Origin of the sequence: Variovorax paradoxus, from assembly GCF_030811855.1 — a bacterium.
GTDB classification, from domain to species: domain Bacteria; phylum Pseudomonadota; class Gammaproteobacteria; order Burkholderiales; family Burkholderiaceae_C; genus Variovorax; species Variovorax paradoxus_L.
The window spans coordinates 371,174-395,847 of the sequence record NZ_JAUSRN010000002.1; the positions used below are offsets into that span (position 1 = coordinate 371,174).

Consider the following 24,674-nt stretch of genomic DNA (forward strand, 5'->3'; position numbering starts at 1 on the left):
TGGCGCGTTCCTCAGGCGCGCGCATGCCAGCGCCGATGGCCCGAACGCCGTGCCAGCAGGAGGCCCGCCGCGGCCAGGCCGACCATCGCGATGGCCGCCGTGTTGCCCGATGCCGCGCGGCCCATGTCGAGCGCGATCTCGCCCGACCGCGGGCCTGCAAGCTGCAGGCGGCGCTTGGTCATCTGCGCGCCCAAGTCGCCGAGCTTGTCTTCCAGCAGCTTCTCGGCCGCGGGCAGCAGAATGGTTTCCTCGTCCGCGACGTGATGCATCACGTCACGCATCAGAGTCTGCAGGGTTTCGTCGTAGTCGCGCGCCTCGGGCTCCATGGTGCGCAGCAGGCCGACGAGGCGGCGCATTTCGGAATGCTCGTCGAGCGCCTTCGTGATGCGCTCGTCCTCGCAGACCTTGCGCATCTCGGGGTAGAAGATTTCTTCCTCCAGTTGTGCATGGATTTCAAGCGCGGTGCAGATGGTGTTGACCAGGCCCTTCTTCACGCGCGCGGGCGCGCTGGCCTTGTATTGGTGAAAGGTGGAAAGAACGTGCGTGTGGTCCAGGCGAATCATGTTGGTCGCCGTGGGAAACAGCCGGGAGACGATGTTTGTCATGGTGAGCTCCAAGGCGAAACGAAAAAAGCGGCGCACCCGGCCGATGTCGGCCGGGTGCATGAACCGATTTAGGACAACCCGAGCGGAGCGCCCGCTCAGGCGGCCATTCCGGTGAGTTCTTCCATCAACTCTTCCTTGCGCGTTGCAAGCTGCTCGCGCATGGCCACCAGGTCCAGGCCCTTGGCGGCGCGCGCCTTGACGAAGATCTCGTTGCGCTCTTCCTTCACGTGGTGGTCGATGTACTCGCCCAGCACGATGACCTTGGCGTCGAACTTGTCGTCCACGTCGGTGGCCGATTCGATCTGTGCGATCAGTTCCTTGGCGCTGCCATGCTCGACCTCGGCTTCGTCAAGCAGGTCGGTTTCGCTGATCGCCCCGCGCAACGCCGGGTAGAAAATTTCTTCCTCGATCTGCGCATGAATGGTCAGCTCGGTGCAGATCTGGTTGGCAAGCTCGCGCTTCTTCTGCTGCGCACTGGCAGCGCGCGAGTGGGTCAGTTCCTCGTACTCCTTGAACATCTTCTTGACGTTGCGGTGATCCGAGTCGAGAAGGCTGCATGCATCGGGTGCTGCGCGCTTGGTGGAGGTGGGCATCGTGGGCTCCGGTTGGGTTAATGGAAGCTGAACGATGAAAGGACCGCAAACCGCGCGACGTAGGAAAGCTCCTTGAGTGCGCGTAGCAAGGCGCACTACCCACGCCTGAGTCGCGGCCCTATACGCGCCGCTGCTGCTGAGCCAGCAGGCAGCCAGCCGCCAGCCCCACGGCGAAGAGGCCGTAGACGATGCCCATCGAGCGTTTCGAAAGGTGATGCTCGAAACCCGGCGTGAGCCGCCTCGGCGTGATCGTGTAGTCGACCGCGCATGCCACCGCCGTGGCGGCGCCGGCACTGGCAAGCGCTGCGGGCACCGACTGCGCAGGGTGCCGGCTCGCGTGCAGCCAGGCATAGAGTAGCGCCCAGAAAATGGCGCTCGCATGGTGCGTGGCGTAGCCGATGGCGGTGTGCTTGAGCGTCGGCTCGCGCACCGCAAAAGCCTGGTCGCCCCACAGCCAGTGGCTGGTGGCGTTGGTGGGCGCCACCATGCTGCCGGCGTCGCGGCGGCCGCACAGCATCAACGCGCCTGTGGAGGCAAGGCTGGCCAGGGTGCCAGCCACGAGGCCGGTTCGCAGCACGGGCAGCTGCCGCAGGCTTGCAATTTTCATGGGGCCTCCTACGCAGGGCTCGCGGCCACGGGCCGCGTCATGGCGCCGGTCGCCCTGGCGCCGATGGTCATCTCCGTCATCCAGGACACGAGCAGCTGCCCGTAGGCCTGGCGGTGCGCCTGTTTCGACAGCGCATGGTCGGCGTCCGAAAGGACGCGATAGGTCGCCGAGCGCACGCGCTTGAATGCGCCCAGGTAGTTCTCGATCACCGGATGCGGCACGATCTGGTCGTGCTCCGATTCGACGATGAGCACGTCGCCCGTGAACGCCTCGCACGCCGCCAGCGCACGGTTGTCGCGCGGGCCGACCAGCGTGCGGCGGTAAGCCACGAGATCGGGCCTGCTCAGCTGCCCCTTGGGCGCCAGCCATTCGCGATCCCGGTAGAGCGCCGGCGCACGCAGTGCGAGCCAGCGCACCGGCCGCATGGCGCTGACCAGCGCCGCCAGGTAGCCCCCGTAGCTGCTGCCGACGATGGCAATGGCGCCGGGGTCGACCGTCGGGTGGCTGATGAGCGTGTCATAAGCCGCGAGCACGTCGCGCAGGTTGTCCTCGCGGGTGACCTCCTGGCGCAGCGAGGCGTGGCGCGCGTGGCCGCGCAGGTCGAAGGTCAGGCAGACACAGCCGAGCGCCGCAATTTCGTGCGCGCGCGCGATGTACTGCTCCTGGCTGCCATCCCAGCCATGGACCAGGAGAACGCCGGGAACCATGGTGGAGGCGGCAACCAACGTTCCGGCAATGTGCTGACCGTCTACGGATATGTCTATGAAGTTATGTCGTGTCGCTGTCATACGGCTTTTGCAATGCGTATTTGGTGAGGTGTCCCGTCTTTCTGTCGATACCGCGGTAGTGCACCTGTGCATCCGCCGGGATTTCCGCTGCCGCACCATACGCCTCGAAACAGGAAACGCGAATCCGGTCGAGCGCCGGGTCGCGCCAGAAGGATTCGATCGCGATCATTTCGGCGCCGGTCGCACCGCCGACGCGCCAGGACTGCTCCAGCACGCCCGAGCGCCAGGTGCCGCCCGCGCCCACGCCCTGCGCCACGTCGTAGTTGACGCGCGAGGCAAAGAAGCCCGGGAAGCAATCGATCACGGCTTTGTTATAGCGCCGTGCCTGCTCGATGGCCAGGCAGAGCGCCGGCGGCGGACTGGTGGTGGCGAGCAGCGCGTCGAAGTTGCCGCGCACGAGCGTGAGGTCGGAGCCGCCATAAACGCTTTGCCCGTCGTTGTCCTGCGTCATGCGCTGGCGGCCGTAGTAGCTCACGATCAGATGGTCGACGATCACCTGCCCCACGCTGTAGGTTTCGGGGTTCTCGAGGTTCTCTTCGATCACAACGCCGTTGGCCGCGATCACGCTCTCGTCCATGTCGGCAAGACAGCGGTCCAGCGCCTCGGCGTCGGTGACCGTCGACTGGCCGCGCCCGCCGGTCGCGCACACGGCCTTGACGCGCACGGGGCCGTTCTCCAGCAGTTGGCGCCCGGCCCATCGCGCATCCTCCAGCGAGAACGCCGTGTAGCCGTCGAGCACCGCATCCGGGACGCTGGCGGCAAAGGCCTGCGACCATCCCTCGGGGCAGGCAGCCGCGCGGCCGACCAGCGGATGCGTGATGGCTTTGGTGGCAACGAAGGGGTATGGAACCACGCCACCGAACAGGTCGTGCAGCGTCGAAATGCCGAGCGAGCGCGCGAGTTGCGTGCTGGAGACTGTGTCGCTCGGCACGAAGTACAGCGGCGTGTACTCGTGGGCGCGAGAAGCGTCGTATTCGCCGGCAAAGCGGAACTGCTTCAGCGCCGCCAGCCGCTGTGCAAAATTGCTGCGCGTGGCGCGTTCATGATCGCTGCTGTAGGCCTCCGGATCCGCGCTCCAGACCACCACGCTGCCGCCTGTGTTTTTGAGGACCGTGTCCACGACGGCGACTCCCGAACTGAAAAGGGTGTCCATGGCATCGGCCCGGTATCAGCGATGCTCCGCCGCGCCGGGCCCGGCCATCTTGCGAAGCGGCCAGCCGGGCATCGCCGAAGGCGTGATGCCGGCCACCGTGGACTGGGGTTTGCTCTGCCAGGAAAGATCAGTCGTGTTCATCGGGACAGCTCCTTGTGAACGGTGGCTGGGCGCACGGCGGTGATCCGTGCATGTGGATGGGTCCGGCTCCTACAAGACGTCTTCGTGCTCCGGCCTAGTTTTGCGTTTGCAGCAGCAGCCGTCATCCTCGCCCCATGGTTGAGCAGCTTTGGCCCCGGCGGGGCGGGATAACGCGCGTCACCGGTGAAAGCGGCCTCCTACGCCGCCGCCCCGCCAGGACCATCCAGCGTTGTCCGGGCGCATACTCCATTGGTTTGCAACCAAGGACGAATATGCCCGCCCTTCCTTCCACCTCGGAGTCCCGCGCGCTTGCCAAGCTGGCATGGGAGGCGGCCTGGGAACGGCTGGGCAATGCGCTGCAGCCGCCTGCCGGCTATCCGCCGGCTACGGCCGAGCAGCTGTCCGAATGCTTCCACATCGCGCAGGCCCGGCTCGACGAAATGCGCGCTGCGTTCGGCGTGCCAGAGGACCGTTGAACGGGCGCGCGCACTGGCCCTGACGCGTGCGCGTGGCGGCGGCTTTCCTACGGCATGCGCGCCCGCCGTTGGTTACGTCCGTTCTGTCTTCCAAGTATTGGTCAACGCAGTGCGATGCTTATTCACGGCGGCGCCGGATCTTGAGTGTTTGCGCGGCAAGAAGAAACAATGTACAGAAATAGATGAAGCTCGGCTCGCCAAGCAGTGCAAAGGTCAGCCCCTCCGGATGCGCCGACAAATATGAGAACGCTATGCGACCACAGCCTGCAAGCAGAATGGCGCCCAGCATCGGTCCCCAACTCACGATGTCGCCGCTCTTCAGCCTCGAGTTCATGCTCATGACCAGATAGATCCACCCCCAGACCAACGCGAACGCAACGAACACAGACCATGCCAACAGCAACATTCGCCCCCAAGAGAGCGGGTCCGGGAACGAAGCCCAACTGGCCAACAACTCGGAGAGCGAAAGCCCGCAGAACGCAGTGAGCAACGGGCGTGTATTGACCTTGTCAAGGATATCGAAAGCTTCTTTCAACGGCATGCGAGAACCTTCATCCTGTTAGTTGGTTTTCTCAGATTGCGATTTTTGGCGCTGCAGTTCTGCTCTCTTCTGCAACTGCTCCTCGCGGGCCGCGACCGCCAGTGCCTTGGCTTGCTCATCGCCATGGATCAGCACCGAGAAACTCTTGCTCAACTGCTTGCTGCCTAGGCGCGTTGTCGCGATCCATCGCGTCGGTCGCCCGTTTTTGTCCCTCTCCGACGAAACCCCAACGATGCCCGAAGAGTTTGTGGACAAAAAGATGGTGCCGCGCGCCTTGGGAGCTGGCAGCGAGTCGGGTGCGCGTTTCGGCGCGGTTCTGACGAGCGCCTCCCCCGGATGTACGCACCGCAGGCCCGTCATCTGCTGCAGCTGCCTCTGGCGCTCTGCGATTGCCAGCAACTTGGCTTCGGTCGCACCGTAGCGGGTCACGCCGAAATATTTGCTGAGGTGTTTGCCGGGTCCGAGGTATGTCTGTGCAATCCAACCCGTCGGCGCACCTTGCGGATCAAACATACACACCACACCGGGAATGCCAGACTTGTTGTTGCGCCGTACCTTGTCGGCCAACTTCTGACGCGACGCCGGCGGGTGCTTTCTCGCCATCTCGTCGCGCCAGGCCTGCGCTCGAACTAGTGCCGCTTCTTTACCGTCGTAGATGTGAAGGAGAAAGTCTTGTACAAATGCACGCCCTCGCGTGTCAAGCTGACGCACCAGCTCCTGCCGTCGCTGGAGGGGGTAATGCCGTACATAGCTGACGGATGGAGCCTGGACTTACGGGCTTGGCCTCGTTCGACTGGTGCGTTGTGCTTTTGCGCAGGTTCGATGTCGGTGCGCTTGGAAACTCTGCTATCGGACATGCGTTCGCCTCTTACTATGCCGCTTCAGAAGCTCGCATTCAGGTTGAACCCGAAGGTGGTCTTGGCCGTCCGATACCCCTCGGGCTTGCTGATCGGCGCCCCCATGAAGAAGTCATAGCTGAGCTTGCTCCACTGCCCGCGCACGCCGATCACGGCACCGGCGAGATTGCGGCCCAGCAGGTCCGCAGTCGAACGCCCGCCCACATGCCCGTAGTCGGCCCCGACATACAACTCCGCCCCGCTCTGCCCCATCGCCCAGCCGATGTCGTTGCGGATCAGCCAGCCGCGCTCGCCCATCAGGCTGGTCTCGCCATCGAAACCGCGCACCGTGTAGCGCCCGCCTATGGCGAAGCGGTCCTGCGGTGTCAGCGGCGTGCGGTTCCACTGCGCACGCACCAGGCCCGAGTAGCGCAGCTTCTGTTCGCCCAGCTTGAATGGTGCGTTCAGGCTGACCTCGGCCGTGTACAGCCGCAGGCGCGAGGTGCCTTCGCCGAACTGTTCCTCCGGCGCGGCGATGGACCCGAAGCCGCCGGTGCCGTGCTTGTAGGCCAGCGTGCCTTCCAGCGTCGCGTCGCCGATGAACTCCTTGTGGTTCAGGCCCAGCTCCCAGCCGCCCACCACGCGGTGCTGCACCTCGACTTCGGTGTCGTCCACGAAGTTGCGCGATTCCCTGCGGAAGCCCTTCAGCGCCAGCGTGGTCTTGCGGCGCTGGTCGCGGTACAGCAGGCGCGAGAGCTTGACCTCGGCGTTGTTGGTCTTGCCCGCATAGACATAGTCCTGGCTCAGCCCGGCCACGCGCTGGTGGTACTGGCTGTTGGAGGCCGTGAAGCCCAGCATCCAGTAGCCGTAGGGCAGCGAATAGTGCACCGTCTGGCCTTCGGTGCCCTTGGCCGGGTCGCTGAAGACATGGCCGTTGAGGTTGTGGTTGGCGCTGACGTAGAACAGGTCGTTCAGGCCCAAGGGGTTGTCGATGGAGACGGTCGCGCCGGCCTGGTAGCGGCCGGTGGCCTCGGTGCCGCTGTCGTCCAGGCTCAGGGTGACGCGCCACTTCTTGGATTGCACGTACTTGACCACCAGGTCGCTGTCGCCGGGCCGGACATTCGGGGCGGTCGAGGGCTCGATCTGGATGTCGGCCTCGGCCGTGGGGGCGCGCTTGAGGTTCTCCAGCCCCTGCTCGATGTCGCGCAGGTTCAAGAGGTCGCCGGGCCGCGCGGGAATGGCGGAACCCAGCAAGGCGCCGCTGCCCAGCAGCGTGGCCGAGGAATCGGGCGTGGTCCGGATGGCCGCGACGCGCCCTGGCACCAGCGACAGGGTCAGGGTGCCGCTGGACAGGTCCTGCGGCGCGGCCAGCACGCGGGTGGTGACGAAGCCGCGCGCAATCACAGCCTGCTGGGCGCGGGCGAGCACCACGTTCACGCCGGCGGTGCCGAGGCAGCGGCCCACCGGTGAATCATTTCCTTCAGGGCCCGAAAGATCAGAGACGGCCCACTGGAAGGCCGCGGCCTGCTCGCCGACCAAGAGCACGCGATCGATCCGAAAGCACGGGGCTTCGGAGGCTGGGATGCGCTGGGTGGGCACGGGCGGTGCCGCCTGCAGGCGCTGGTCGACGGTTCGCTCGTTCTGCTCGCGCAGGGCGCGTTCGCGTTCCTGCTGGCGTTGCTGTTCGACGAAGGGTTGGGGGGTGGTGGGGGACTGCTGGGCGACCACGGCCACGGGAATGGCCGCCAACACCGCGACCGTCCAATTGAGTTTCACGAAATACTTCTCCCTGTTTTCTTGTAGAGCTCTTGGTCATCCCGAAGATGCCAACTGCTTGGCTTTTTGGTCTCAGAACGCTGATAGACAGATGGCGACGGCCGGCAATCATCAAAATTTCACGATCGATGCCTCGAAACCCCAATCTAATGGTCAACGATGAAATGCACAATATCTGAAGTGCCACAAAGCATTTAGTTTTCAGTCAGAAAAACAATCAGATGATTCGAAAATCCGCCGCCATATTTTGGATCCGAAATCGTGTTTGCAATAGAGTTAAAAACTCCCACAGCAATTTCAAAATCCGAACGGGAGTTGTTTTTCAATAGATCAAATCTCCTCCACACAATTATATTGCCCGGAGTGCGCAAAGAGTGAAGGCCGGCCCATAGCGAATCGTTCAATGCGTCCCAATTTTCGCCAACCGGATGCAAGGGGGGGTCAAGTGGCAACACTGCCCGCACTGCATCAAAAAACTCGAACTTATTGCCTATGTCAGATGGCAAATCAAACACTCTCCATCCCAGTTTTGCCTTCTCTTCGCAAATCTCTAGAACTTCATCTTTTTTTGCGATCAAAACGCCGTCAGATATATTCATATTTACTTCACCTGTACAAAAGGCGGCTTTGCATTGCCGCTGCCGTAGTGATTCCATGTGTAATACATTTCGCCAGTTACACTGTTGACCACGATCCGATTTGGCCCTGGGCCCGCCTGTCCAGGAAGCGGCGCCACGCGATACTCCCTGTATGGAGACGACGCGTATTGCCCGCCCGGCAAATCGCCCGCTCTATTTTCAAAAGGAATGCCCCATCGTATGCTCAAATTGCCGCTCGGGGTAGTTCCAGCGGTGATGTGGTCCATCGTCGTTCTTACTAGGGCCTCTTCTGCTGCTGGCAACGTTCCAGCAACAATGCGTGGCACCACCACTCCATTGGCGGAGAGGACAGGCGTCAAAACCCCTCTGATAGCCCCACCAACTCCCAAGGCGACGCCTGCAAGATCCGCCGGGGTTAATCCTGCGGCAACAGAAGCCGTCTCCGGACTTATGCCTAAATCAACGAGTTGCTGAACGGCGCGTGCCAGTGCAACTGAATGGCCATTTTGGCGCCCATTGATTTCGTCGATTACATTCAGCCGAGGTAAGTCTGAAGCAAACGAGATACAAGTCGCGACGCCTCCGCACATTTCGTTAATTTCGTTGTTCGTGAAACCTCTGCTGTCGCGAGCGTCATGCGAATAGGTGGTGCAGATTTTACTTGTTTCGCAAGAATCAACCTTGGCACTTTGTTCGCGCTCAAAAGCTTGCCACTTGGCAACGGTATCTTTAATGCATTCGGTATCTTTATTGCAGTTTTTTAATGCATTTTGAAATGCAGTTTCCTGCAGATGGTTTAAATAATTGTTCGCCGCAGCGTTAGCTCCCGCCTGGCTGCCTAGGTTGATTTGTGCGGCATCCCCGCCTGCAATAGCCACGGCAAGTCCGCTCATCATCGCCGCGAACTGAACCGTGTCGGCCTGTCCGCCATAAGCTGTCGCCGCCAACTCGCCAACCGCCGCGCCCAAGGCACCAGCGGCACACCCACCTGTGTTGTCGGCTCGTGCAGCGCCGACGGCGCAACCGGCGATCGCATGAGCAAGCGCATTCGTGAAGGTGTTCAGCTTGCCCGGACCTGTGAGGTCACCAATAGCGTTGGCCGTTTGTGCCGCCACCGTGTCCAAGATCGCACCCTTGATCCCATCCCTCAATGCGTCTTCCAAGCTGCCGCCGTTGATCGCCGTACCGATGACCGCGCGTGCGACACCTGCGGTCAGGTTTTGCTGCAGTTGGGCCATGAATGGTTGTGCGCCGCCGCTCAACGTCGGTTGGCCCATTGGATTCAGGTCAAGCCCGCCCAGCACACCTCCGGTGATGATTGCCGTGAGCAGACTGTGCACGCTTGCGCTGCTGCCCAGATCGTGCAGCGCCCCGCCAATGTCGCCCTGGTTGTTGATCAAGGCTACAGCTGCCTGACCCGCCAGTGCAGTGAGGCCGGCCGTGACTGCCCCGCCCACCACGCCTGAAACGGTCATGCCTCCGGCCGCTATAAAGCCGCCCTCGCCCAGGGCCGCCACGCTGCCGGTGGTCGCCCCGGCCGCCGCCTCACCAGCGGCCGCCCCAATCTCCGAAGCCGCCCCTGCTGTGAAGTACGCCACCACGATCGTCACGATCGCCGCGCCCTCCGGCGTCAGCCCCTGCTGGTCATGGTCCCACTTCTTGTGCGCTTCCTCGACGCGTTGCCAGTCGATCTTGCCGCTGAGGTTCGGATCCTTGGTGATCTGATCCACCCAGCCCATGCCCGGTTGCTTGGCCAATGCCTCCACGCTGTCCCGGGCGCCGAGACCGGCTTGGATGTGGTTGGCGTTGACGGTGAGGTTGCCCACATTGAACTGGTTGTAGTTCGTGGTCTGGTCGCTCTGCCCCTGGTCCTTGAACTTCTGGTAGGCCAGGTCGCGGCCCTGGCTGGTGGTCTGCTCGCTGTGCTCCGTGCTCTGCGTGCCGAGGATGAGGTTGTCGGCGGTCAGGGTCAGCTTGCCGGGTGTGTTGACCGTGGTGGCGGCCATTGCCAGCGTATCGACGGCCTCGATGGACACATTCGCACCGTTCAGGGTGGTGCGCGTCAGCGTGCTGTCCTTGACCGTGGTGTCGGTCGTCTTGCGCGCATTGATGCCCGTGCTCGGGTCGTGCCAGAGGATCTGACCAACTCGACGCCTTGGTGCGGAAGCCCGTCGCGCGGAGCCGCATGCACGCTCAGTTATCTCAATCACGGGCGGCTTTCTCGCGCGCAGAATCATTCGACAACCTGCCGATGGACTATCGTCTTATCGTTCACGGGCACCGATGACTCCTGCGCGTCGAGAGGTCCGGATCATTCACTGATGTGAGCGATGGCGTCTTCCCAGTGCCCGGCCACCGGCTGCCCCAAGATGTATTTCTGCTTGAGAAGCGCGATCTCCAGCCGCAGCATCGTGATGCTGCCGCTCAAATTGCCGCCGTGATCATCCTTTGATGGCGCGACGTAGACAGGATTGCGGTACATATCGAACTTCCCCTGGAAGTGCTGGTGCATCGCAGGGTCCGTCAGCACATGCGGCGGCTGATCAGAAATCGCCATGACGAAGGTCTTGAGCCAATCGAAATGCTGCTGCGTGTAGGCGAACTTCTTGCGCGTCTTGAACATCGCCTTGGCCTGCGCAACTTCGCCCGCGATCAGCAGCAGATTGATCGCACGCATGTAGCCGCTTTGCCCTTGGCTCCAGTAGCTGCCCGCCTCCAGTTCCGTTTGCGCGATCTCGCGAGCACCCTGTGCCAGCCGCACTGTCCGGTTCCGCGTCATCCCGCATGGCCCTTGCGAGCGCTAAGGCAACGAGCACTTGGCCGTGGTTGCCGGGGAAGATGCCTTCGACTTTCCAGCCACGAACTTTCGGATCATCGGTCTCGAAGCGCGGGTCGATCAATGCCTTCTCCAGGCCTTCGATCGCCCAGTTCAAGAATTTACGAACATAAGGGTGTCCGAACTCGCCAAGGGCGATTTCTATGGCGTACTGAAAATCGGAATCGAGCATCCCAGGCATCGCCAATTTGGACCAGTCCCCATTGCCATAAAACCCCTTGAGTTCCTTCTTCTCAACGACCTTACTCCACCCCTGTTCGTCCGCGATGTCCGCCTCAACCTGAGTACGCCATACATTCTTGAAATTCATATCAATGCTCGCTATTCATTGCAGTGGGAACTCGATGACGCGCGTGGGCCGACCGCCCAGACGCTGGATCAGCGTGTCATCGAAGCGCGAGGCCATCTTTCTGGCTGCATCAACGGTCCTAGTGGCGCGCATTGCTCCGTCGTTCAGAAACTCATTCACTGATGTGACTGACGATGTGCTCCCACCGGCCAGCCGATGGCAAGCCCAGCACATAGCGTTGCTTCAGAAGAGCTAGCTCAAGCCGCAGCATCGTGATGCTGCCAGTCAGATTGCCGCCGTGATCATCCTTCGACGGCGCGACATAGGCAGGATTGCGGTACATGTCGAACTTGCCCTGGAAATGCTGGTGCATTGCAGGGTCCGTCAGCACGTGCGGCGGCTGATCGGGGATCGCCATCACAAAGGTCTTGAGCCAATCGAAGTGCTGCTGCGTATAGATGAATTTCTTGCGCGTCTTGAACATCATCTTGGCCTCTGCAACTTCGCCCGCGATCAGCAGCAGGTTGATCGCACGCATATAGGCGCTTTGCCCCTGGGTCCAGTAGCTTCCTGACTCCAGCTCCGTTTGTGCGATCTCGCGAGCGCCCTGTACAAGCATCGGGCTGTCAGGTTCAGCATCGTCACGCATCGCCCTCGCGAGCGCCAAGGCGACCAGCACTTGGCCATGGTTGCCTGGGAAGATGCCGTCGATCTTCCAGCCACGCATTGAGTCGTCGTCGCTCTCGAAGCGGGGATCGACAAGTGCTTTCTCCAAGCCCTCGATTGCCCAACCCAAGAACTTGCAGACATAAGGATGACCGTATTCGCCTATGGCTACTTCTACGGCGGTCTCCAGATCTTGGTCGAGTGATCCGGGCCTTGCTAGCTTGGACCAGTCTCCGTATGCATAAAAACCGTCTTTATCCTTCTTTTCGACGACCTTTTTTAGCCCACCTTCACGCGCGATTCGTGCTTCGATGTTGGCACGCCATTCATTTTGAAATTTCATCTCGACGCTCGCTATTGCTGTTGAAACTTGATGATGCGCGTTGGGCGACTACCTATCCGACCAACCAAAGTGCCATCGAACCTGACTCCTGCCTTAGCCGCATTCGTTGGACCGACGTACAACTCGACCTGATATGCCTTTTCTTCTAGTTGCTTCAGCAAGATGGATTTGGTTTCATCATTTAGGGTTGATTCTTTAATGCTCTTCTCGAGCTTTGCCAAATTCGTGTCCAGCGTGCGTGGTCGATTTTCACCCAGCGCGCTCAGTGACGAGTCGCCAGCTTTGGCTTCGCCGATGACGAGTTGAGGCTTGCCGTCCACCATTTTGGCGTAGCCCAAATCGAAACCGTTGTCCGACTTTCCAATCTTGGTTTCAAACGAGGCGACAAAATTCTGGCCATTCTCTTCTTTTGCCAATTGAAGGGCGGACGCCTCAAGATTTTTGCCAGTTTCTCTGAAGTTCGAATCTCTGACATACGCATACCTCGCATCGGCTGCATACGTAGGAATCAGGTTTCCATCGAAATCCGCCACGGCTGCGACCGGCCGCAGCATCGGCCGCTGCACCAACCCCGTCCACCCCATGGCCTTCAGCAGCGAGGTTGTACCGATCGCGCCCAGCGTGCCGTCCAGCAGCAACTGGGTCCGAATCTCCGTCGCCCGCGTGGTGTTGCCTCGCGCCTCGGCGGCATCCGCTTCGTTCAGCTTGGTCTGCACCGCGGCCGGCAGATCGGTGATCGTGACGGCGGTCTGAACAACCAGATTCTTCAATGCGTCCTGTGCCGCCTCGTCTCCCAGTGCGGCGCTGGCCGCCAGACCGGACAGCATGATGGGCGCTCCCATGAGCCCTTCCACGGTGTTGACGCCCGCAGTCAATGCGCCGTACGTCTTGGGATAGGCCTGCGCGAACGCGTATTCGCGCAGGTCGGCACGGATGCTCTCTCCCTCTGCCCTTACGGAGGTTGCCAGGGGCCAGATGTCCTTGTAGGTCGCTCCTGCTGCTTGCAGGTCCGCATACAGAACGCCGCACTGAGCCTGGGCCGCCGGATTGGTGCAGGCGTTCTTCAGCTGCCGGTCACGCCAACGATCGACGGTGTTGAGCGTGTCGATCTGAGACTGCTTTTCGTCTCTGCACGCCTGCGTCTGGCACGCAGTTCTTTCTTCCGTGAGGCGATCACGCTCCCGGGCTTCGGCATGATTCAGATAATTGTTCGCCGCCGCGTTACTGCCCGCTTGGCTTCCAAGGTTGATCTGCGCCGCATCTCCGCCCGTGATTGCCACGGCAAGTGCACTCATCATGGCGGCGAACTGCACGGTGTCAGCTTGTCGCCCATAGGCTTCCGCCGCGATCTCACCGATAGCCGCACCCAGCGCGCCAGCACCGCACCCGCTCGCACTATCTGCTCTCACAGCACCAACCATGCATCCCGCAATTGCATGCGCGACCTTGTTGCTCAAGCCCTCGAAGTTGTCCCCAATCGCATTGGCGCCCTGCGCCGCGATGGTGTCCAGAATGGCATTCTTCAACCCGTTCTTCAGGTTTTCTTCAAAACTGCCGCCATTGATCGCGGTATCGATCAACGCACGGGCCGCACCTGCCTGCAAGTTCTGCCCCAACTGGTTCAAGAACCGCTCGCTGCCTCCCCCGACGGTCGGCAACCCGGTTGGGTTCAGGTTCATCCCGCCGAGCACGCCTCCGGTGATGACCGCCGTCAGCAGGTTCTTGACGCTCGCGCTGCTGCCCAGGTCATGCAACGCGCCCCCGATGTCGCCCTGGTTGTTGATCAGCGCCACCGCCGCTTGGCTGGCCAAGGCGGTGAGGCCCGCTGTGACGGCCCCGCCCACCACGCCTGAAACGGTCATACCTCCGGCCGCTATAAAGCCGCCCTCGCCCAGGGCCGCCACGCTGCCGGTGGTCGCCCCGGCCGCCGCCTCACCAGCGGCCGCCCCAATCTCCGAAGCCGCCCCTGCTGTGAAGTACGCCACCACGATCGTCACGATCGCCGCGCCCTCCGGCGTCAGCCCCTGCTGGTCATGGTCCCACTTCTTGTGCGCTTCCTCGACGCGTTGCCAGTCGATCTTGCCGCTGAGGTTCGGATCCTTGGTGATCTGATCCACCCAGCCCATGCCCGGTTGCTTGGCCAATGCCTCCACGCTGTCCCGGGCGCCGAGACCGGCTTGGATGTGGTTGGCGTTGACGGTGAGGTTGCCCACATTGAACTGGTTGTAGTTCGTGGTCTGGTCGCTCTGCCCCTGGTCCTTGAACTTCTGGTAGGCCAGGTCGCGGCCCTGGCTGGTGGTCTGCTCGCTGTGCTCCGTGCTCTGCGTGCCGAGGATGAGGTTGTCGGCGGTCAGGGTCAGCTTGCCGGGTGTGTTGACCGTGGTGGCGGCCATTGCCAGCGTATCGACGGCCTCGATGGACACATTCGCACCGTTCAGGGTGGTGCGCGTCAGCGTGCTGTCCTTGACCGTGGTGTCGGTCGTCTTGCGCGCATTGATGCCCGTGCTCGGGTCGTGCCAGAGGATCTGCCCCGGCTCGATGCCCTTGGTGCGGGCGCTGGCTGACGACGTTGCCGACGTGGTGTTGGTCGCCGCCTGGATGATGACGTTGCCGCCCTTGATGTTGATGTCCTTGGCCGCATCGACCTGCACGCCCTGCAGGAAAACGGTATTGCCGCCCTGGAGCAGCACGCCGCCTTGGCTGCTGCTGATGGTGCTGGCCGATGCGGTGTCCGTCTGCAAGTCCATGCCGTTGGTGGTGGTCTTGCCGTAGGGCAACGTAGGAATGATTGGTGCGCCCGTGAGCAGCCCTCCGAGGCCGCCGATGCCCCTCTTGTCGCTCTGCACCTGCGTGCTGGCGTTCGAGGTGTTGCGTCCTTCCACAATGGTCAGATCGCGTCCGGCGCTGATCGCCACGCCCTGCGTGCCGCTGATGTGCGAGCCTTCGATGCTGATGTCCCTTCCGGCCCCCATCGCCACAACACCGCCTGAGAACTGGCTCCCGACGCTGGTGCTGCTGCCGTACTGTCCGGTGAGTTGATGGTCCGTCCGGCTGAAGGTGCCCTTGTCGCTCCACTGCGTGCTGAAGCTGCCGGCCGTCGTGGTCTGTCCCGAGGCGATGTTGATGTCCCGGTCGGCGTGCAGGTTCAACAGCCCGTTCCCGGCGTCCACCGTGGCCTGCCGGGCATTGATGTCCCGGTCGGCGTCGAGCAAGGTGGCGCCGTTCGTGGTGATCGTGGTGCCGAGTTCGCGCGTCGTGGTCGAATTGCCGCTCACCTTGCCGCCGGAGGTCACGCTGGTCGAGGAGGTGGTCACGGTGCCCAGGTTGATGTCGTTCCCGGCCTTGATGGAAGTCAGGCCGCCCGCGCCCTGGTTCGACACGACCGCACCGATCAGGTTGACGTCGCGCCCGGCGCTGGCCACCAAGGTTCCGCCCGGGTTGGTCACGTACAGGCCGGCGACCCGATCGATATTGGTGTTGCCCATGCCGCCCGAAGCCGTGGTCGTCCGGACATTGATGTCCCGCCCGGCGTCCAGCGTCAGCTTGTCGCGTGCATCGATGGTTCCGCCGAGGTTGTTGATGTCGACCTGGGCCGTCAGGCCCACCTGCCCGCCGCTGATGCGGCCGCCCAGGTTGTCGATGGTGTTCGCATTGATGCTGACCAGCTGGCGCCCACCGATGGTGCCGGTGTTGACCAGGTTATTGTCCTTGCCGTCGATGCGGACCTGGTTGCCGGACAGGAGGGCCCCCGAACCGTCGATGTCGCCGGGCCGCACACGCACATAGACCTGGGGCACGAGCACACGCTGCGTGCTGCCGTCCGGCAGCGTGACCGTCTGCTCCACGAGCCAGACGATGTCGCTCGTGAGCTGCGCCATCTGCCAGCCGTCAGCGCGATGCCGGGCCGCAGGCCGTATTCCTTGGCGAAGGTCACGCCCGCGTTCATCAGCGCGATGTATTGGTCTTCGTCGTTGGCGTAGCCGTCGAGATAGCGATAACCCGTGAGCTGCGCCACCTGCTCGCGAATGAGCTTCTGTTCGTAGAACCCGTCGCCCAGCCGCTTGAGCGTGTTGTTCGGATCGAGCCCGAGACTGTTCAGCAGGTAGTCGCTGCTGAGCCAATTGCGGTAGTTCGCAAAGCGCGGATCGGTCTCGATCAGGTAGTGGCTCGATGGATCGGGATGGGTGCTGAAGAGACTGGCCTGCGGAACCGCGAGGTTCGGCGTGCTGGTGCGCACCACGATCGGGATGGCCTGGCCGCTCGCGCCGCCGGCGCCGCCCGCAGCTCCCGCGCCTGTGCCAGTCGCACCTGCGGCACCCGTCCCAGCGGCCCCGGCCACGCCGCCGACGTTCGCGGCCACCTCGACGATAGTTCCCACTCGCGAACCACCACCCGCACCCGTCGCCCCGCCGCCATTGGCGCTGGCGGAGCCGGTGGCTGCAGTTCCGGCGTTGTAGCCGCTCGTGGCGTTGACGTGGTCGACGTACTCGAACGCGCCGACGTCGACCGTTCCGGTTTGTGTCGGCCCGATCACCAGCGGCTGCAGCTGCCCCTTGTCATTGACCACCGTCGAAAAGCTGGTGGTCTGGTAGTTCCCCTTCAGGGCCTCGTTCGTGACGTTGCTCGCGGTCAGCGTGCCGCCCGCGATGATCCGGCTGTCGCGGTTGTAGACCGCGCCCACGAGCGTCATGTTGCCACCTGACGAGATGAGGGCCGGGTCGGCGTTGATGGCGATGTCGGCCGTGGTCGTGGCGGTGGTGGTCCAGATGCCGTAGCCGTTGCTGTACAGCAGAGCGCCTGTGGAACCGTCAGGGTTGCGCGCCCACACGAAGGGCTGACCGGGAATGACAACGACCTCATCGAGCGTGTAGAAGCCGCTGCCGCCGACCGGTGCGACGGTGACCGTCTGCGTCGTCGTGATCGCCTTAGGCCCCAATTGGATGTGCGTGTCCCAGTTGTTGATCTGCCCCATCGAGATCGACATGTTGCCCAGCGATTCGATGGTGGCGCTCAGGTTGTTGAGCGTGCCGCCCTGGCCGATGGCGTAGCGATTGGCATCCAGTGCGCCGCCGATGAACATGTCGCCGGCACTGAAGAGCAGCGCATGCTCGCGGTTGTTGATGGTGGTCGCGCCGATGTCCAGCGTGTCGCGTGCCGCGATGGTGCCGGCCTTGGTCACGCCATTGACGGTCTCGGTGTCGTTGTTGAGCGTGCCGACGCCGATCGAGATCTGGTCGCCATAGATGCGGCCGGTGCCGATGTTGTTCAGCGTGCCCGCGTTGATCTGCGTGGCGCCTTGGCTGTCGATCAGTCCGCGGTTGGTCAGGGTGGCGGCCGCGTTGACGGTGGTGTTCGTGCCCGACATCTCGCCCGTGGCGGTGTTGTCGACGACGTTGCCGTTGACCGTCAGCGTGTCGCCCGCGAGCAGCTTGGCGTTGTTGGTCAGCTGGCCGGTGGTGCCGTAGGTGAGATTGCCGCTCGCGCTGATGTCGCGGTTGTTGACGATGTCCTGCGTGAGCAGAATCGACAGGTCCCGGCCGGCCGTGAAACTCCCGTCGTTGCTGAAGTTCGCCGCGTCGATCTGCAGGTCGTTGGTGGCGACCAGCGTCCCTGCGGTGTTGATCACGCTGAGCGTCTTGGCGCCGGGATTCGCCGCGTTCGGATCGATGATCCTGAGGCTGCCACCCGCCGAGAGCAATCCGCCCGCGGAATTGTCTACGGTGCCGCCGCTGGTCACGGTCAGGTCCTGCGCGGCGTGTACGGCGCCGCCCTGGTTCGCGAGGGTGGCCGCATTGATGACGACGTTCGTTCCTTCGATGCCCTGGTTCGTGCCGCTGGTGTTGGCGTTGACGACGGAGGCGGCGTTCAGCGTCGTGGTGTCGCTGGACCGCAGCAGGCCGCCCGTGTTCTGGACGGTGCCGGCATTGATCGTGAGCGCGCCAATCGCCTGGGTCTGGCCGCCGCCGTTGTCATAGGTTGCGCCGTTCGTGTCGATCGTGACGGCGGCCTGTCCGATGACCTGCCCGCCAGCGGTGTTCGAGAACGCCTGCGTGTGGGCCGCCAGTGCGTTCTTCGCGCCGATGAAACCGCCTGTGTTGTCGAGCGCTGCGGTGGTCAGGTCGAGCGCGTCGCCGCTGGCGATGCCGCCTTGGCCGTTGGCGTAGCCGGCTGCATTGGTGTTGCTCAGGCCCTGGCCGTTTGTGTTGACGGTCATCGCCCCGCCGGACTGGATCAGGCCGGCGTCGTTCTGCAGCGCGCCCGAGCTCAGCGCGACGGTGGTGGTCGCGGCCAGCGTGCCCTGCCTGTTGTCCAGGGTGTTGCCGTTGGTGTTCACGGACAGGCTGTTGCCGAAGACTTTGCCCGTCTGGTTGATCAGGCCGCCGTTGCTCAAGGTGGTGGCGCCGCCAGCTTGCAGGGTGCCACCGTTGTTCGTCGTCGCGCCCGAGGTCGTGACGCTCAGGTCGCCGGTGACGGCTGCGCTCGTTCCGCCGCTGTTGTCCAGCGTGCCGGCCACGAGCGTGGTGTGGCCGTTGGCGGCCAGCGTGCCGCCGACGTTGGTCGCGGCGCCGCCGATGGTGGCGGTCAGGTCGCCGACTGCCGTCACGCTGCCGGCGTTGTTGTTCAGGCTGCCCGCCGCGACGGTGGCATTGCCGCCCGCGAGGATCTTGCCGCCCGCCGAGTTGTCGAGTGGACCGGTGACCGTGAGCCTCAGGTCGGAGGTGCCGGCCGCCTGCAGCGTGCCGCCCTGGTTGGCCATCGAGCCTGCGCTCGCGACGATCGCGCCATTGCTGGCGATGGCTCCCCCGCTGTTGGTCAGGGCGCCGCCGACGTTGAGCGTGGTGGTGCCGCTGCCGGCCTGCACGATGCTGCCGCCGCTCTGATTGCTCAGCGAGCCGGCCGACAGGTCGATCTGCTGCGCGTAGGTCGTTCCGCCGTCCTGGTTGAAGTCGCCCGACACGGCGACCGCCAATGCGCCGTTGGTCGTGATCTGTCCGTTGGCGCCGCTGTAGCTGCCGCCTGCAAGGCTCAGGGTGCCAGTGCCGGCGTGTTCGATCTTGCCGGCGGTATTCGTGATGCTCGCGCCGCTCAGGCTCAGGTTCTGGCCGTTGCTGGCGATGAGGCCCGCGCTGTTGTCCAGGGCCCCGGCCGTGGCGATGTGGGTGTCGCCCGTGCCGGTCTGGGTGATCTGGCCGCTTCGGTTGCTCAGCGACCCGGTGTCGATGGTGATCTGCTGGGCGGTGGTGGTGCCGCCGTCCTGGTTGAAGTCGCCGGACATCGCGACCTTCAACGCGCCGTTGCCGGTGATGGTGCCGTTGGCGCCGCTGTAGCTGCCGCCCGCAATGGTCAGCGTGCCGGTGCCTGCGTGTTCGATCGTTCCGCCCGTGCTCGTGATCGTTGCGGCCTGGAGGGTCAGGTCCTGCCCGTTGCTCGCGATGCGTCCGCCGTCGTTATTCAGCGTGCCACTGGTCGCCAGCGTGGTGGCGCCGGTGCCGGTCTGGACGATCTCGCCGCCATTGGTGTTGGCAAGGTTCGAGACGCTGATCTGCAGCTGGCCGGCATTCAGGATGCCGGCGCTGTTCACGAGCGTCTGGCCGGACTGTGCATTGGCCGTGACGGCGAGCGTACCGGGGGTGGCGACGGTGGCGCCGCTGGTGGTCACGTCGCCTTGTGTCGCCGTGATCGCGATGTTCGACGCGCCGGTCTGGCTGCCCGAGAGGTCGACCGAGGCGCCTTGCAGCGTGGCGTTGCCGCCCGCGACGGTGGCGCCGGTGGCGGTCAGCCCTTGCGCGGCGGTGACGGACAGGTCGCCCGTGCTTTGCAGCGACCCATTCGTGCCCTCGAGGCTGCCGGTCTGAATCGCGAGGTTCGCGCCGCTGGCGATATGGCCATCGGTGTTCAGCAGCTGCTGGCCGATGCCGAGCTGGACGTTGCCGCCGGCCGACTGGATGGTCCCCTGGCTGTTGTTCAGGGACTGGCCCGTGAGCGTGACGGCCTGGTTGGAGGCCAGAGTGCCCGAGGTGTTCTGGATCGCGCCGGCCACGTTGGCGGTCAGCGCGCCGGTCGCCGTGATCGTTCCCCGTGTGTTCTCGAGCGCGCCGCCCACGGAGAGGTTCGCATCGGTCGCGCTGGTCAGCACGCCGTCGGTGTTCACGAAGTCGCCGCTGGTCGCGATGTTCAGGCTGCCGGCGTTCAGCGTCCCTGCCGAATTGTCGAAGGTGCCCAGGTTGCCCGTGAAAGCGCCGGAGACGTTGAGGGTGCCCCCGTGGTTGGAGAAGCTCGGCTGGTTCAGCGCCATGCTAGCGACGCTCAGCGTGCCGCCGTTGTTGATCAGATTGGCGGTCTGCAGCGTGATCGGGCCACCCGCGTAGATCTTGCCGCCGTCGTTCAAGATTGCCCCGGCGGCGGTGACGGTGCCCGGCTCGATGGGAGGCGGTGCCGGCGCCGTGGTCGTAGTCGTCGAGACACCGGCGGCGCTCGGGGTTTGTATGTTGATCAGGGGCGTGCCGTTGGGCGCCACGAGCACGGTGGGACGCAGGTTGCCGGGGACGTTGGGCGCGCCGGCGATCTGGGCCTGTCCAGGGAACGCGACCAGCACGCCGACGAGCGCCACCACCGCCGATGCTGACGCTGCACCCCCACCTCCCGTAGCCTTGGAAGCACCCTTGCCCGTGCTTTTCGCAGTCTCCTGCACCACCATCCTCAGACCGCGCTTGGCATTGAACACAATGCGGTGCAAATTCTTATTCATCTCGTTCTTCCCTGATCGCCCATGTGACAGCAATGCACGCTGCGAAGGCAACGTGCTGGATCGCCGTGTGTCGGCGACTACATGACGGATTCTGGGATCGAGAGGCCAGAACAAATGTCGCGGAATCTCGCAGCGCGCTGATTCAGTTCGGAAGCGCTACTTACTTCACACCGCAAGTCGCGGCGCCGCAACGACGCCCGTCGACGAATAACGCTTTAGGTTCTACGCGAGCCCAGTCACTCGATATCCGCAGCGCCAGCACCAAAAATTGAAACCCGGAGTGAACCCGGGGCGGGATGACCTGCTATGAATGATGAGCACCTGCGAGAGCTGCTTTCAAAACCTGTTCCAGGGAGATGGCAAATGGCAACGGCCGAGGATGCCGATCGGCGGGTGATGCATCCGAAGCGGGGACAAACCGCAGCTCAGGCGTTCGGCGTGCCAGACGACCGTTGAACGGGCGCCCTCACTGGACCCTGACCTTTGCGCGTGGCGGCGCCTTTCGCCGCCTCGCGCGGCTTTCCTACGGCACGCGCGCCGGCCGTTGGGAATCGTGGGGTCTCCGCTCGCAAAAAGAATCCGGCTCATGGCGCGTTCCCAGCCTCCCGTGCTTGCACCCGTTCCCGCGGCCGGCCAAACGGCCCTGTTGGTCATCGACATGATCAGCTGCTGGGATTTCCCCGATGCGGAAAAGCTACTGCCCGGCGCACACGCCATCGCCGCACGGATTGCCACGCTGAAGGCACGGTGCACGCGCGCCGGCGTGCCCACCATCTACGTCAACGACAACCGCGGGCGATGGCGGTCGGATTTTCCCAAGCTGGTGGAGCTGTCGCTCGCTGCGGGCGGCGCCGGCGCCGAGATCACTTCGGCGCTGCTGCCCCAGGAGGCGGACTACTTCGTTCTCAAGCCCAAACAGTCGGCCTTCTTTGCGACGCCGCTCGAGCTGCTGCTCGCCTACCTGAAGGCCAGTCGCCTGATCGTGACCGGCGTGGCGAGCGACCAGTGCATCGTCGCCACCGTGGCCGATGCGGGCATGCGCGACCTGGAATCCATTGTTCCGCGCGATTGCGTGGCCTCGCAGACAGCCGCGCGCAACGAGCGCTTCCTGCGCCAGGCGAAGGAAGCGCTGCGCGTGTCCACGCCCCTCGCATCGCGCATCCGACTGCCCGCGAAGCGTTAAAAAAATGGAGGACCCAAGCTGTGCTTCGTGCACACCCCAAGCCTCTGAGGCCGAAGGCGATCCGCGCGGCTGGCTCAGGAGGCGCCGCCCCCTGCGGGGCCGCTGGCGGCGGATTGCTTCGAGCGGTCGGGCTCGGCCGGCTGCGAAATGATGTTGAGCGTATCGCCCGCCTTGGCGACGTCGCCCTTGGCGGCCGTGTCGCCCAGCGAGAGCATGCCCACCAGCTTGCGGTCGCGGTCGACGACCGGCATGCGGCGAACCTGGTAGCCCGCCATTTCATTCATCACGGTTTCAACGTCGTCGCTGTCGGTGCACCATTTCACGTCCTTGGACATCACGTCGGACAACGCGGTGTCTGGCGAAAGCTTCTGCGCCACCACGCGAAGAACGATGTCGCGGTCGGTCACCATGCCCATCAGCCGCTGGCCGTCGCACACCGGAATGGCGCCGATGTCCAGCTCGTCCATGGCCTGGGCCGCCAGCGCCACCGAGTCGGAGGGCGACAGGGACCGCACGCCGCGGGTCATGAGTTCGGATACGCGGGTCATTCTGAATCTCCCGGATTCATCGTTGGTCAGCTGCTGCGATGCTCGGCGTTGCGCTTGCGGGTGGCCGCGGCCTTCTTGGCCGATGCGGAACGCTCCGCCGCGGTACGCGATGCAGCCGCTGCCCCGCCCTTGTGGCCGCCCTTGCGCGAAGGCGCATGGTTCTCGGCCTTGCCGCGGCCGCTGCCGCTCTTCTTGCCGCCGCCGCTTTCGGCGTTCACCGTGGCCCATGCGCGCTTCTCGGCTTCGGCCTTGCCCACGCCGCGATGCTCGTAGCCTTCCTCGATGTGCTCGGCCTTGCGTTTCTGCTTGTCCGTATAGGACGACTTGTCACCTCTCGGCATGATTGCTCTCCTGAAGTGTGAAGGAAATTGCATCGTGCACCGCCCACCCACCGATTGGGTCGGAAGACGCAGGGCTTGTGCGTCGGAGCAGTCTGGCGGTGGCTGCACTGGGTGCGCGGCCAGCGCCATTGGTCCGAACAGCGCCCCGATTCGTTACTGTCCCGCCTTCATGCCGGCACGGGCCTTCGACTCGTCCGCGCTGGCGCGTGAAAGGCACTCGGCCTTGTCGCCGCCTTGGCGGTCGTTGCATTTCTCGATGGCAATCTCGTAGTTCACGGCCACTTTGGTTTCCGCGAGTCGGCGGGCATTGGCGTCGCTCGGATTGCGCTGCTGGTCGAGTTCGGCCAGGGCAATCTTTTCGCGGCCCCTGGCTTCCTTGATGCATACGGTCTTGCCCGGTCCAGCCAGTGCCTCGCACTTCTCCAGGGCCGCCTTGGAAGTGGCGCCGATCCGCTCGCGGGCGGCGCCGTATTCGACGATGGTGGGGTCGATCTCGGCCGGGTGCGGCGGCGGGGTTTGTGCTGCTGCCGGCACCACGGCTGCGCCCATAAGCCAAAGGGCAACAAACAACAACGCGTGAAGCTTTTGCATGGCGATCTCCTTACATCCGCGTCCAGCCAGTGTGCGCCCCGCTCCCCTCTGCCCGGTAGGACACGGCGCATGACCCACGGCGGTGCCTGCCGACGACCGCATGGCACAAAACACCTTGCGCCAAAACGTCGGCGTGTGCTTACGGCCGCTTCGCGAAGCGTCCTACCGTCTCAGCTCTGCCGATCTCTATATTGATTCCGACGCCGGACTCTCCGTTGCAGACAAACCCGCCGTGCGTCCAGGAGATCACACCATGAAGAAACTGTTATTGATGTGCGCCGCGGCTTCCTGCCTGACTGTCGTCCAGGTGCATGCGCAAGTGAACACCACGCCCTCGGCAGCAACGGATCCGGCCATGGCCGAATACAAGGCTGCACGCGACAAGATCGAGGCCGACTACAAGGCCGCCAAGGCTGCCTGCGATGCCATGAAGGACAACGCCAAGGACGTCTGCATGGAAGAAGCCAAGGGCAAGGAAAAGATTGCCAAGGCCGAGCTCGACCAGAAGCAGAAGCCCAGCGATGGCAACGCCCGCAAGGTCGCCGAAGCCAAGGTGGAAGCCACCTACAACGTTGCCAAGGAAAAGTGCGACGACCAGAAGGGCGATGCCAAGGACGCCTGCGTGAAGCAGGCCAAGGCCGAAGAGGCCAAGGGCAAGGCCGACATCAAGGCAATGAAAAAGTAATGAATGGCGCAAAGCAGCCCTCTAAAGACGAGATGGTGACGCCATTGCAGACGCTCGCCATTTCGGAGGCCCTGCGCGCCCAGTTGGCGGCGGAAAATCTCCTGGCCATCAATTCGCATGGCCAGGAGGTTCTTCACGGGCTCGACTTCGACGAATCGAAACTTCTCGTCGAATGCAGAGAAGGCCCGCCGGCGGACACATCCATGCAGGAGCGTTGCGCCGAACTCGTCATCAAGCACGAGCGGGCGCGGCTGCGGATCGCTACCGTCGACGACGAGCGCACGGCCGCCAAATACTAGCCAGGGCGTCGGACCCGAACCAGGGTCCA

The 24,674-nt window shown here is 63.7% G+C and carries 23 protein-coding genes; 5 read left to right on the forward strand and 18 right to left on the reverse strand.

The features are described 5' to 3' along the window. Positions 1 to 11: 11 nt before the first annotated feature. The 6 genes from J2X92_RS06570 to J2X92_RS06595 all read right to left on the reverse strand — a co-directional run bounded on the left by J2X92_RS06570 (position 12) and on the right by J2X92_RS06595 (position 3,887). Complete coding sequence (locus J2X92_RS06570; RefSeq protein WP_307574371.1) at positions 12 to 605, reverse strand: hemerythrin domain-containing protein; 594 nt, start codon at positions 603 to 605, stop codon at positions 12 to 14. A gap of 95 nt (positions 606 to 700) precedes the next feature. Then, positions 701 to 1,198 (reverse strand): hemerythrin domain-containing protein, encoded by a 498-nt coding sequence (locus tag J2X92_RS06575; protein ID WP_307574372.1) that lies wholly within the window; start codon positions 1,196 to 1,198, stop codon positions 701 to 703. Positions 1,199 to 1,316: 118 nt separating this feature from the next. Continuing rightward, the gene (locus tag J2X92_RS06580; protein WP_307574374.1) at positions 1,317 to 1,805 is read right to left on the reverse strand and encodes a hypothetical protein; all 489 of its coding nucleotides are present in this window, start codon (positions 1,803 to 1,805) and stop codon (positions 1,317 to 1,319) included. An 8-nt stretch (positions 1,806 to 1,813) separates the two neighbouring features. After that, the gene (locus tag J2X92_RS06585) at positions 1,814 to 2,593 is read right to left on the reverse strand and encodes an alpha/beta hydrolase family protein (RefSeq protein WP_093011491.1); all 780 of its coding nucleotides are present in this window, start codon (positions 2,591 to 2,593) and stop codon (positions 1,814 to 1,816) included. Further along, on the reverse strand, positions 2,574 to 3,746 hold the full coding sequence (locus J2X92_RS06590) for a DUF3182 family protein (protein ID WP_307574376.1): 1,173 nt from the start codon (positions 3,744 to 3,746) through the stop codon (positions 2,574 to 2,576). Before J2X92_RS06590 ends, J2X92_RS06585 begins: the two co-directional genes overlap by 20 nt. Positions 3,747 to 3,761: 15 nt before the next feature. Then, entirely contained in the window at positions 3,762 to 3,887 is a 126-nt protein-coding gene (locus J2X92_RS06595; RefSeq protein WP_307574377.1) for a hypothetical protein, read from the reverse strand. Positions 3,888 to 4,159: 272 nt separating this feature from the next. Here J2X92_RS06595 and J2X92_RS06600 point away from each other — a divergent pair, with 272 nt between their 5' ends. Further along, a complete protein-coding gene (locus tag J2X92_RS06600; RefSeq protein ID WP_307574378.1) occupies positions 4,160 to 4,363 on the forward strand; it encodes a hypothetical protein in 204 nt (67 codons plus the stop codon). A gap of 118 nt (positions 4,364 to 4,481) precedes the next feature. On the opposite strand, the gene J2X92_RS06605 is transcribed toward J2X92_RS06600, so the two are convergent. The 6 genes from J2X92_RS06605 to J2X92_RS06630 form a co-directional block, all read right to left on the reverse strand. Next, on the reverse strand, positions 4,482 to 4,904 hold the full coding sequence (locus J2X92_RS06605; protein ID WP_307574380.1) for a hypothetical protein: 423 nt from the start codon (positions 4,902 to 4,904) through the stop codon (positions 4,482 to 4,484). An 18-nt stretch (positions 4,905 to 4,922) separates the two neighbouring features. Then, complete coding sequence (locus J2X92_RS06610) at positions 4,923 to 5,615, reverse strand: AP2/ERF family transcription factor (protein WP_307574382.1); 693 nt, start codon at positions 5,613 to 5,615, stop codon at positions 4,923 to 4,925. A gap of 170 nt (positions 5,616 to 5,785) precedes the next feature. Next, complete coding sequence (locus J2X92_RS06615; RefSeq protein WP_373424802.1) at positions 5,786 to 7,492, reverse strand: ShlB/FhaC/HecB family hemolysin secretion/activation protein; 1,707 nt, start codon at positions 7,490 to 7,492, stop codon at positions 5,786 to 5,788. Positions 7,493 to 7,710: 218 nt separating this feature from the next. Continuing rightward, positions 7,711 to 8,115: a barstar family protein gene (locus J2X92_RS06620; protein WP_307574384.1), complete on the reverse strand. Its 405-nt coding sequence runs from the start codon at positions 8,113 to 8,115 to the stop codon at positions 7,711 to 7,713. Between the two features lie 2 nt (positions 8,116 to 8,117). Next, positions 8,118 to 10,352, reverse strand: a complete 2,235-nt coding sequence (locus J2X92_RS06625) for a DUF637 domain-containing protein (protein WP_307574385.1) — start codon at positions 10,350 to 10,352, stop codon at positions 8,118 to 8,120. Positions 10,353 to 10,426: 74 nt separating this feature from the next. Next, on the reverse strand, positions 10,427 to 10,876 hold the full coding sequence (locus J2X92_RS06630) for a hypothetical protein (RefSeq protein ID WP_307574386.1): 450 nt from the start codon (positions 10,874 to 10,876) through the stop codon (positions 10,427 to 10,429). 55 nt (positions 10,877 to 10,931) lie between these two features. Here J2X92_RS06630 and J2X92_RS06635 point away from each other — a divergent pair, with 55 nt between their 5' ends. Next, positions 10,932 to 11,423, forward strand: coding sequence for a hypothetical protein (locus J2X92_RS06635; RefSeq protein WP_307574388.1), 492 nt, complete (start codon positions 10,932 to 10,934; stop codon positions 11,421 to 11,423). On the opposite strand, the gene J2X92_RS06640 is transcribed toward J2X92_RS06635, so the two are convergent. The 3 genes from J2X92_RS06640 to J2X92_RS06650 form a co-directional block, all read right to left on the reverse strand. Continuing rightward, positions 11,413 to 12,249 carry a hypothetical protein gene (locus J2X92_RS06640; RefSeq protein WP_307574389.1) on the reverse strand — a complete coding sequence of 279 codons (837 nt, stop codon included), beginning with the start codon at positions 12,247 to 12,249 and terminating at the stop codon, positions 11,413 to 11,415. The two genes, J2X92_RS06635 and J2X92_RS06640, sit on opposite strands and share 11 nt — an antisense overlap. Before the next feature lie 11 nt (positions 12,250 to 12,260). Beyond that, complete coding sequence (locus J2X92_RS06645; RefSeq protein ID WP_307574737.1) at positions 12,261 to 15,734, reverse strand: DUF637 domain-containing protein; 3,474 nt, start codon at positions 15,732 to 15,734, stop codon at positions 12,261 to 12,263. Positions 15,735 to 15,844: 110 nt separating this feature from the next. Next, positions 15,845 to 20,998: an ESPR-type extended signal peptide-containing protein gene (locus J2X92_RS06650; protein WP_307574390.1), complete on the reverse strand. Its 5,154-nt coding sequence runs from the start codon at positions 20,996 to 20,998 to the stop codon at positions 15,845 to 15,847. Positions 20,999 to 21,584: 586 nt separating this feature from the next. On the opposite strand from J2X92_RS06650, the gene J2X92_RS06655 reads away from it, so the two are divergent. Beyond that, positions 21,585 to 22,181 carry a cysteine hydrolase family protein gene (locus J2X92_RS06655; protein ID WP_307574392.1) on the forward strand — a complete coding sequence of 199 codons (597 nt, stop codon included), beginning with the start codon at positions 21,585 to 21,587 and terminating at the stop codon, positions 22,179 to 22,181. Between the two features lie 74 nt (positions 22,182 to 22,255). Here J2X92_RS06655 and J2X92_RS06660 read toward each other — a convergent pair whose 3' ends face one another. From J2X92_RS06660 to J2X92_RS06670, 3 genes are all read right to left on the reverse strand, one after another. Beyond that, positions 22,256 to 22,729, reverse strand: a complete 474-nt coding sequence (locus J2X92_RS06660) for a CBS domain-containing protein (protein WP_307574394.1) — start codon at positions 22,727 to 22,729, stop codon at positions 22,256 to 22,258. Between the two features lie 26 nt (positions 22,730 to 22,755). Then, on the reverse strand, positions 22,756 to 23,070 hold the full coding sequence (locus J2X92_RS06665; protein WP_307574396.1) for a plasmid stabilization protein: 315 nt from the start codon (positions 23,068 to 23,070) through the stop codon (positions 22,756 to 22,758). Between the two features lie 153 nt (positions 23,071 to 23,223). Then, on the reverse strand, positions 23,224 to 23,661 hold the full coding sequence (locus tag J2X92_RS06670; protein ID WP_307574398.1) for a hypothetical protein: 438 nt from the start codon (positions 23,659 to 23,661) through the stop codon (positions 23,224 to 23,226). A 253-nt stretch (positions 23,662 to 23,914) separates the two neighbouring features. On the opposite strand from J2X92_RS06670, the gene J2X92_RS06675 reads away from it, so the two are divergent. Together J2X92_RS06675 and J2X92_RS06680 are read left to right on the forward strand one after the other, a co-directional pair. Continuing rightward, entirely contained in the window at positions 23,915 to 24,346 is a 432-nt protein-coding gene (locus tag J2X92_RS06675; RefSeq protein ID WP_307574400.1) for a hypothetical protein, read from the forward strand. Further along, positions 24,346 to 24,645, forward strand: coding sequence for a hypothetical protein (locus J2X92_RS06680; protein WP_307574402.1), 300 nt, complete (start codon positions 24,346 to 24,348; stop codon positions 24,643 to 24,645). The genes J2X92_RS06675 and J2X92_RS06680 overlap by 1 nt, the downstream gene beginning before the upstream one ends. The last annotated feature ends 29 nt before the right edge of the window (positions 24,646 to 24,674 follow it).

Coding starts and splice junctions, on each gene's coding strand:
- J2X92_RS06680 (WP_307574402.1), top strand. CDS start 24,346: ATGAATGGCGCAAAGCAGCCCTCTAAAGACGAGATGGTGACGCCATTG.
- J2X92_RS06575 (WP_307574372.1), bottom strand. CDS start 1,198: ATGCCCACCTCCACCAAGCGCGCAGCACCCGATGCATGCAGCCTTCTC.
- J2X92_RS06650 (WP_307574390.1), bottom strand. CDS start 20,998: ATGAATAAGAATTTGCACCGCATTGTGTTCAATGCCAAGCGCGGTCTG.
- J2X92_RS06655 (WP_307574392.1), top strand. CDS start 21,585: ATGGCGCGTTCCCAGCCTCCCGTGCTTGCACCCGTTCCCGCGGCCGGC.
- J2X92_RS06595 (WP_307574377.1), bottom strand. CDS start 3,887: ATGAACACGACTGATCTTTCCTGGCAGAGCAAACCCCAGTCCACGGTG.
- J2X92_RS06670 (WP_307574398.1), bottom strand. CDS start 23,661: ATGCAAAAGCTTCACGCGTTGTTGTTTGTTGCCCTTTGGCTTATGGGC.
- J2X92_RS06620 (WP_307574384.1), bottom strand. CDS start 8,115: ATGAATATATCTGACGGCGTTTTGATCGCAAAAAAAGATGAAGTTCTA.
- J2X92_RS06605 (WP_307574380.1), bottom strand. CDS start 4,904: ATGCCGTTGAAAGAAGCTTTCGATATCCTTGACAAGGTCAATACACGC.
- J2X92_RS06640 (WP_307574389.1), bottom strand. CDS start 12,249: ATGAAATTTCAAAATGAATGGCGTGCCAACATCGAAGCACGAATCGCG.
- J2X92_RS06570 (WP_307574371.1), bottom strand. CDS start 605: ATGACAAACATCGTCTCCCGGCTGTTTCCCACGGCGACCAACATGATT.
- J2X92_RS06585 (WP_093011491.1), bottom strand. CDS start 2,593: ATGACAGCGACACGACATAACTTCATAGACATATCCGTAGACGGTCAG.
- J2X92_RS06590 (WP_307574376.1), bottom strand. CDS start 3,746: ATGGACACCCTTTTCAGTTCGGGAGTCGCCGTCGTGGACACGGTCCTC.
- J2X92_RS06625 (WP_307574385.1), bottom strand. CDS start 10,352: ATGATTCTGCGCGCGAGAAAGCCGCCCGTGATTGAGATAACTGAGCGT.
- J2X92_RS06600 (WP_307574378.1), top strand. CDS start 4,160: ATGCCCGCCCTTCCTTCCACCTCGGAGTCCCGCGCGCTTGCCAAGCTG.
- J2X92_RS06675 (WP_307574400.1), top strand. CDS start 23,915: ATGAAGAAACTGTTATTGATGTGCGCCGCGGCTTCCTGCCTGACTGTC.
- J2X92_RS06665 (WP_307574396.1), bottom strand. CDS start 23,070: ATGCCGAGAGGTGACAAGTCGTCCTATACGGACAAGCAGAAACGCAAG.
- J2X92_RS06580 (WP_307574374.1), bottom strand. CDS start 1,805: ATGAAAATTGCAAGCCTGCGGCAGCTGCCCGTGCTGCGAACCGGCCTC.
- J2X92_RS06660 (WP_307574394.1), bottom strand. CDS start 22,729: ATGACCCGCGTATCCGAACTCATGACCCGCGGCGTGCGGTCCCTGTCG.
- J2X92_RS06645 (WP_307574737.1), bottom strand. CDS start 15,734: ATGGGCAACACCAATATCGATCGGGTCGCCGGCCTGTACGTGACCAAC.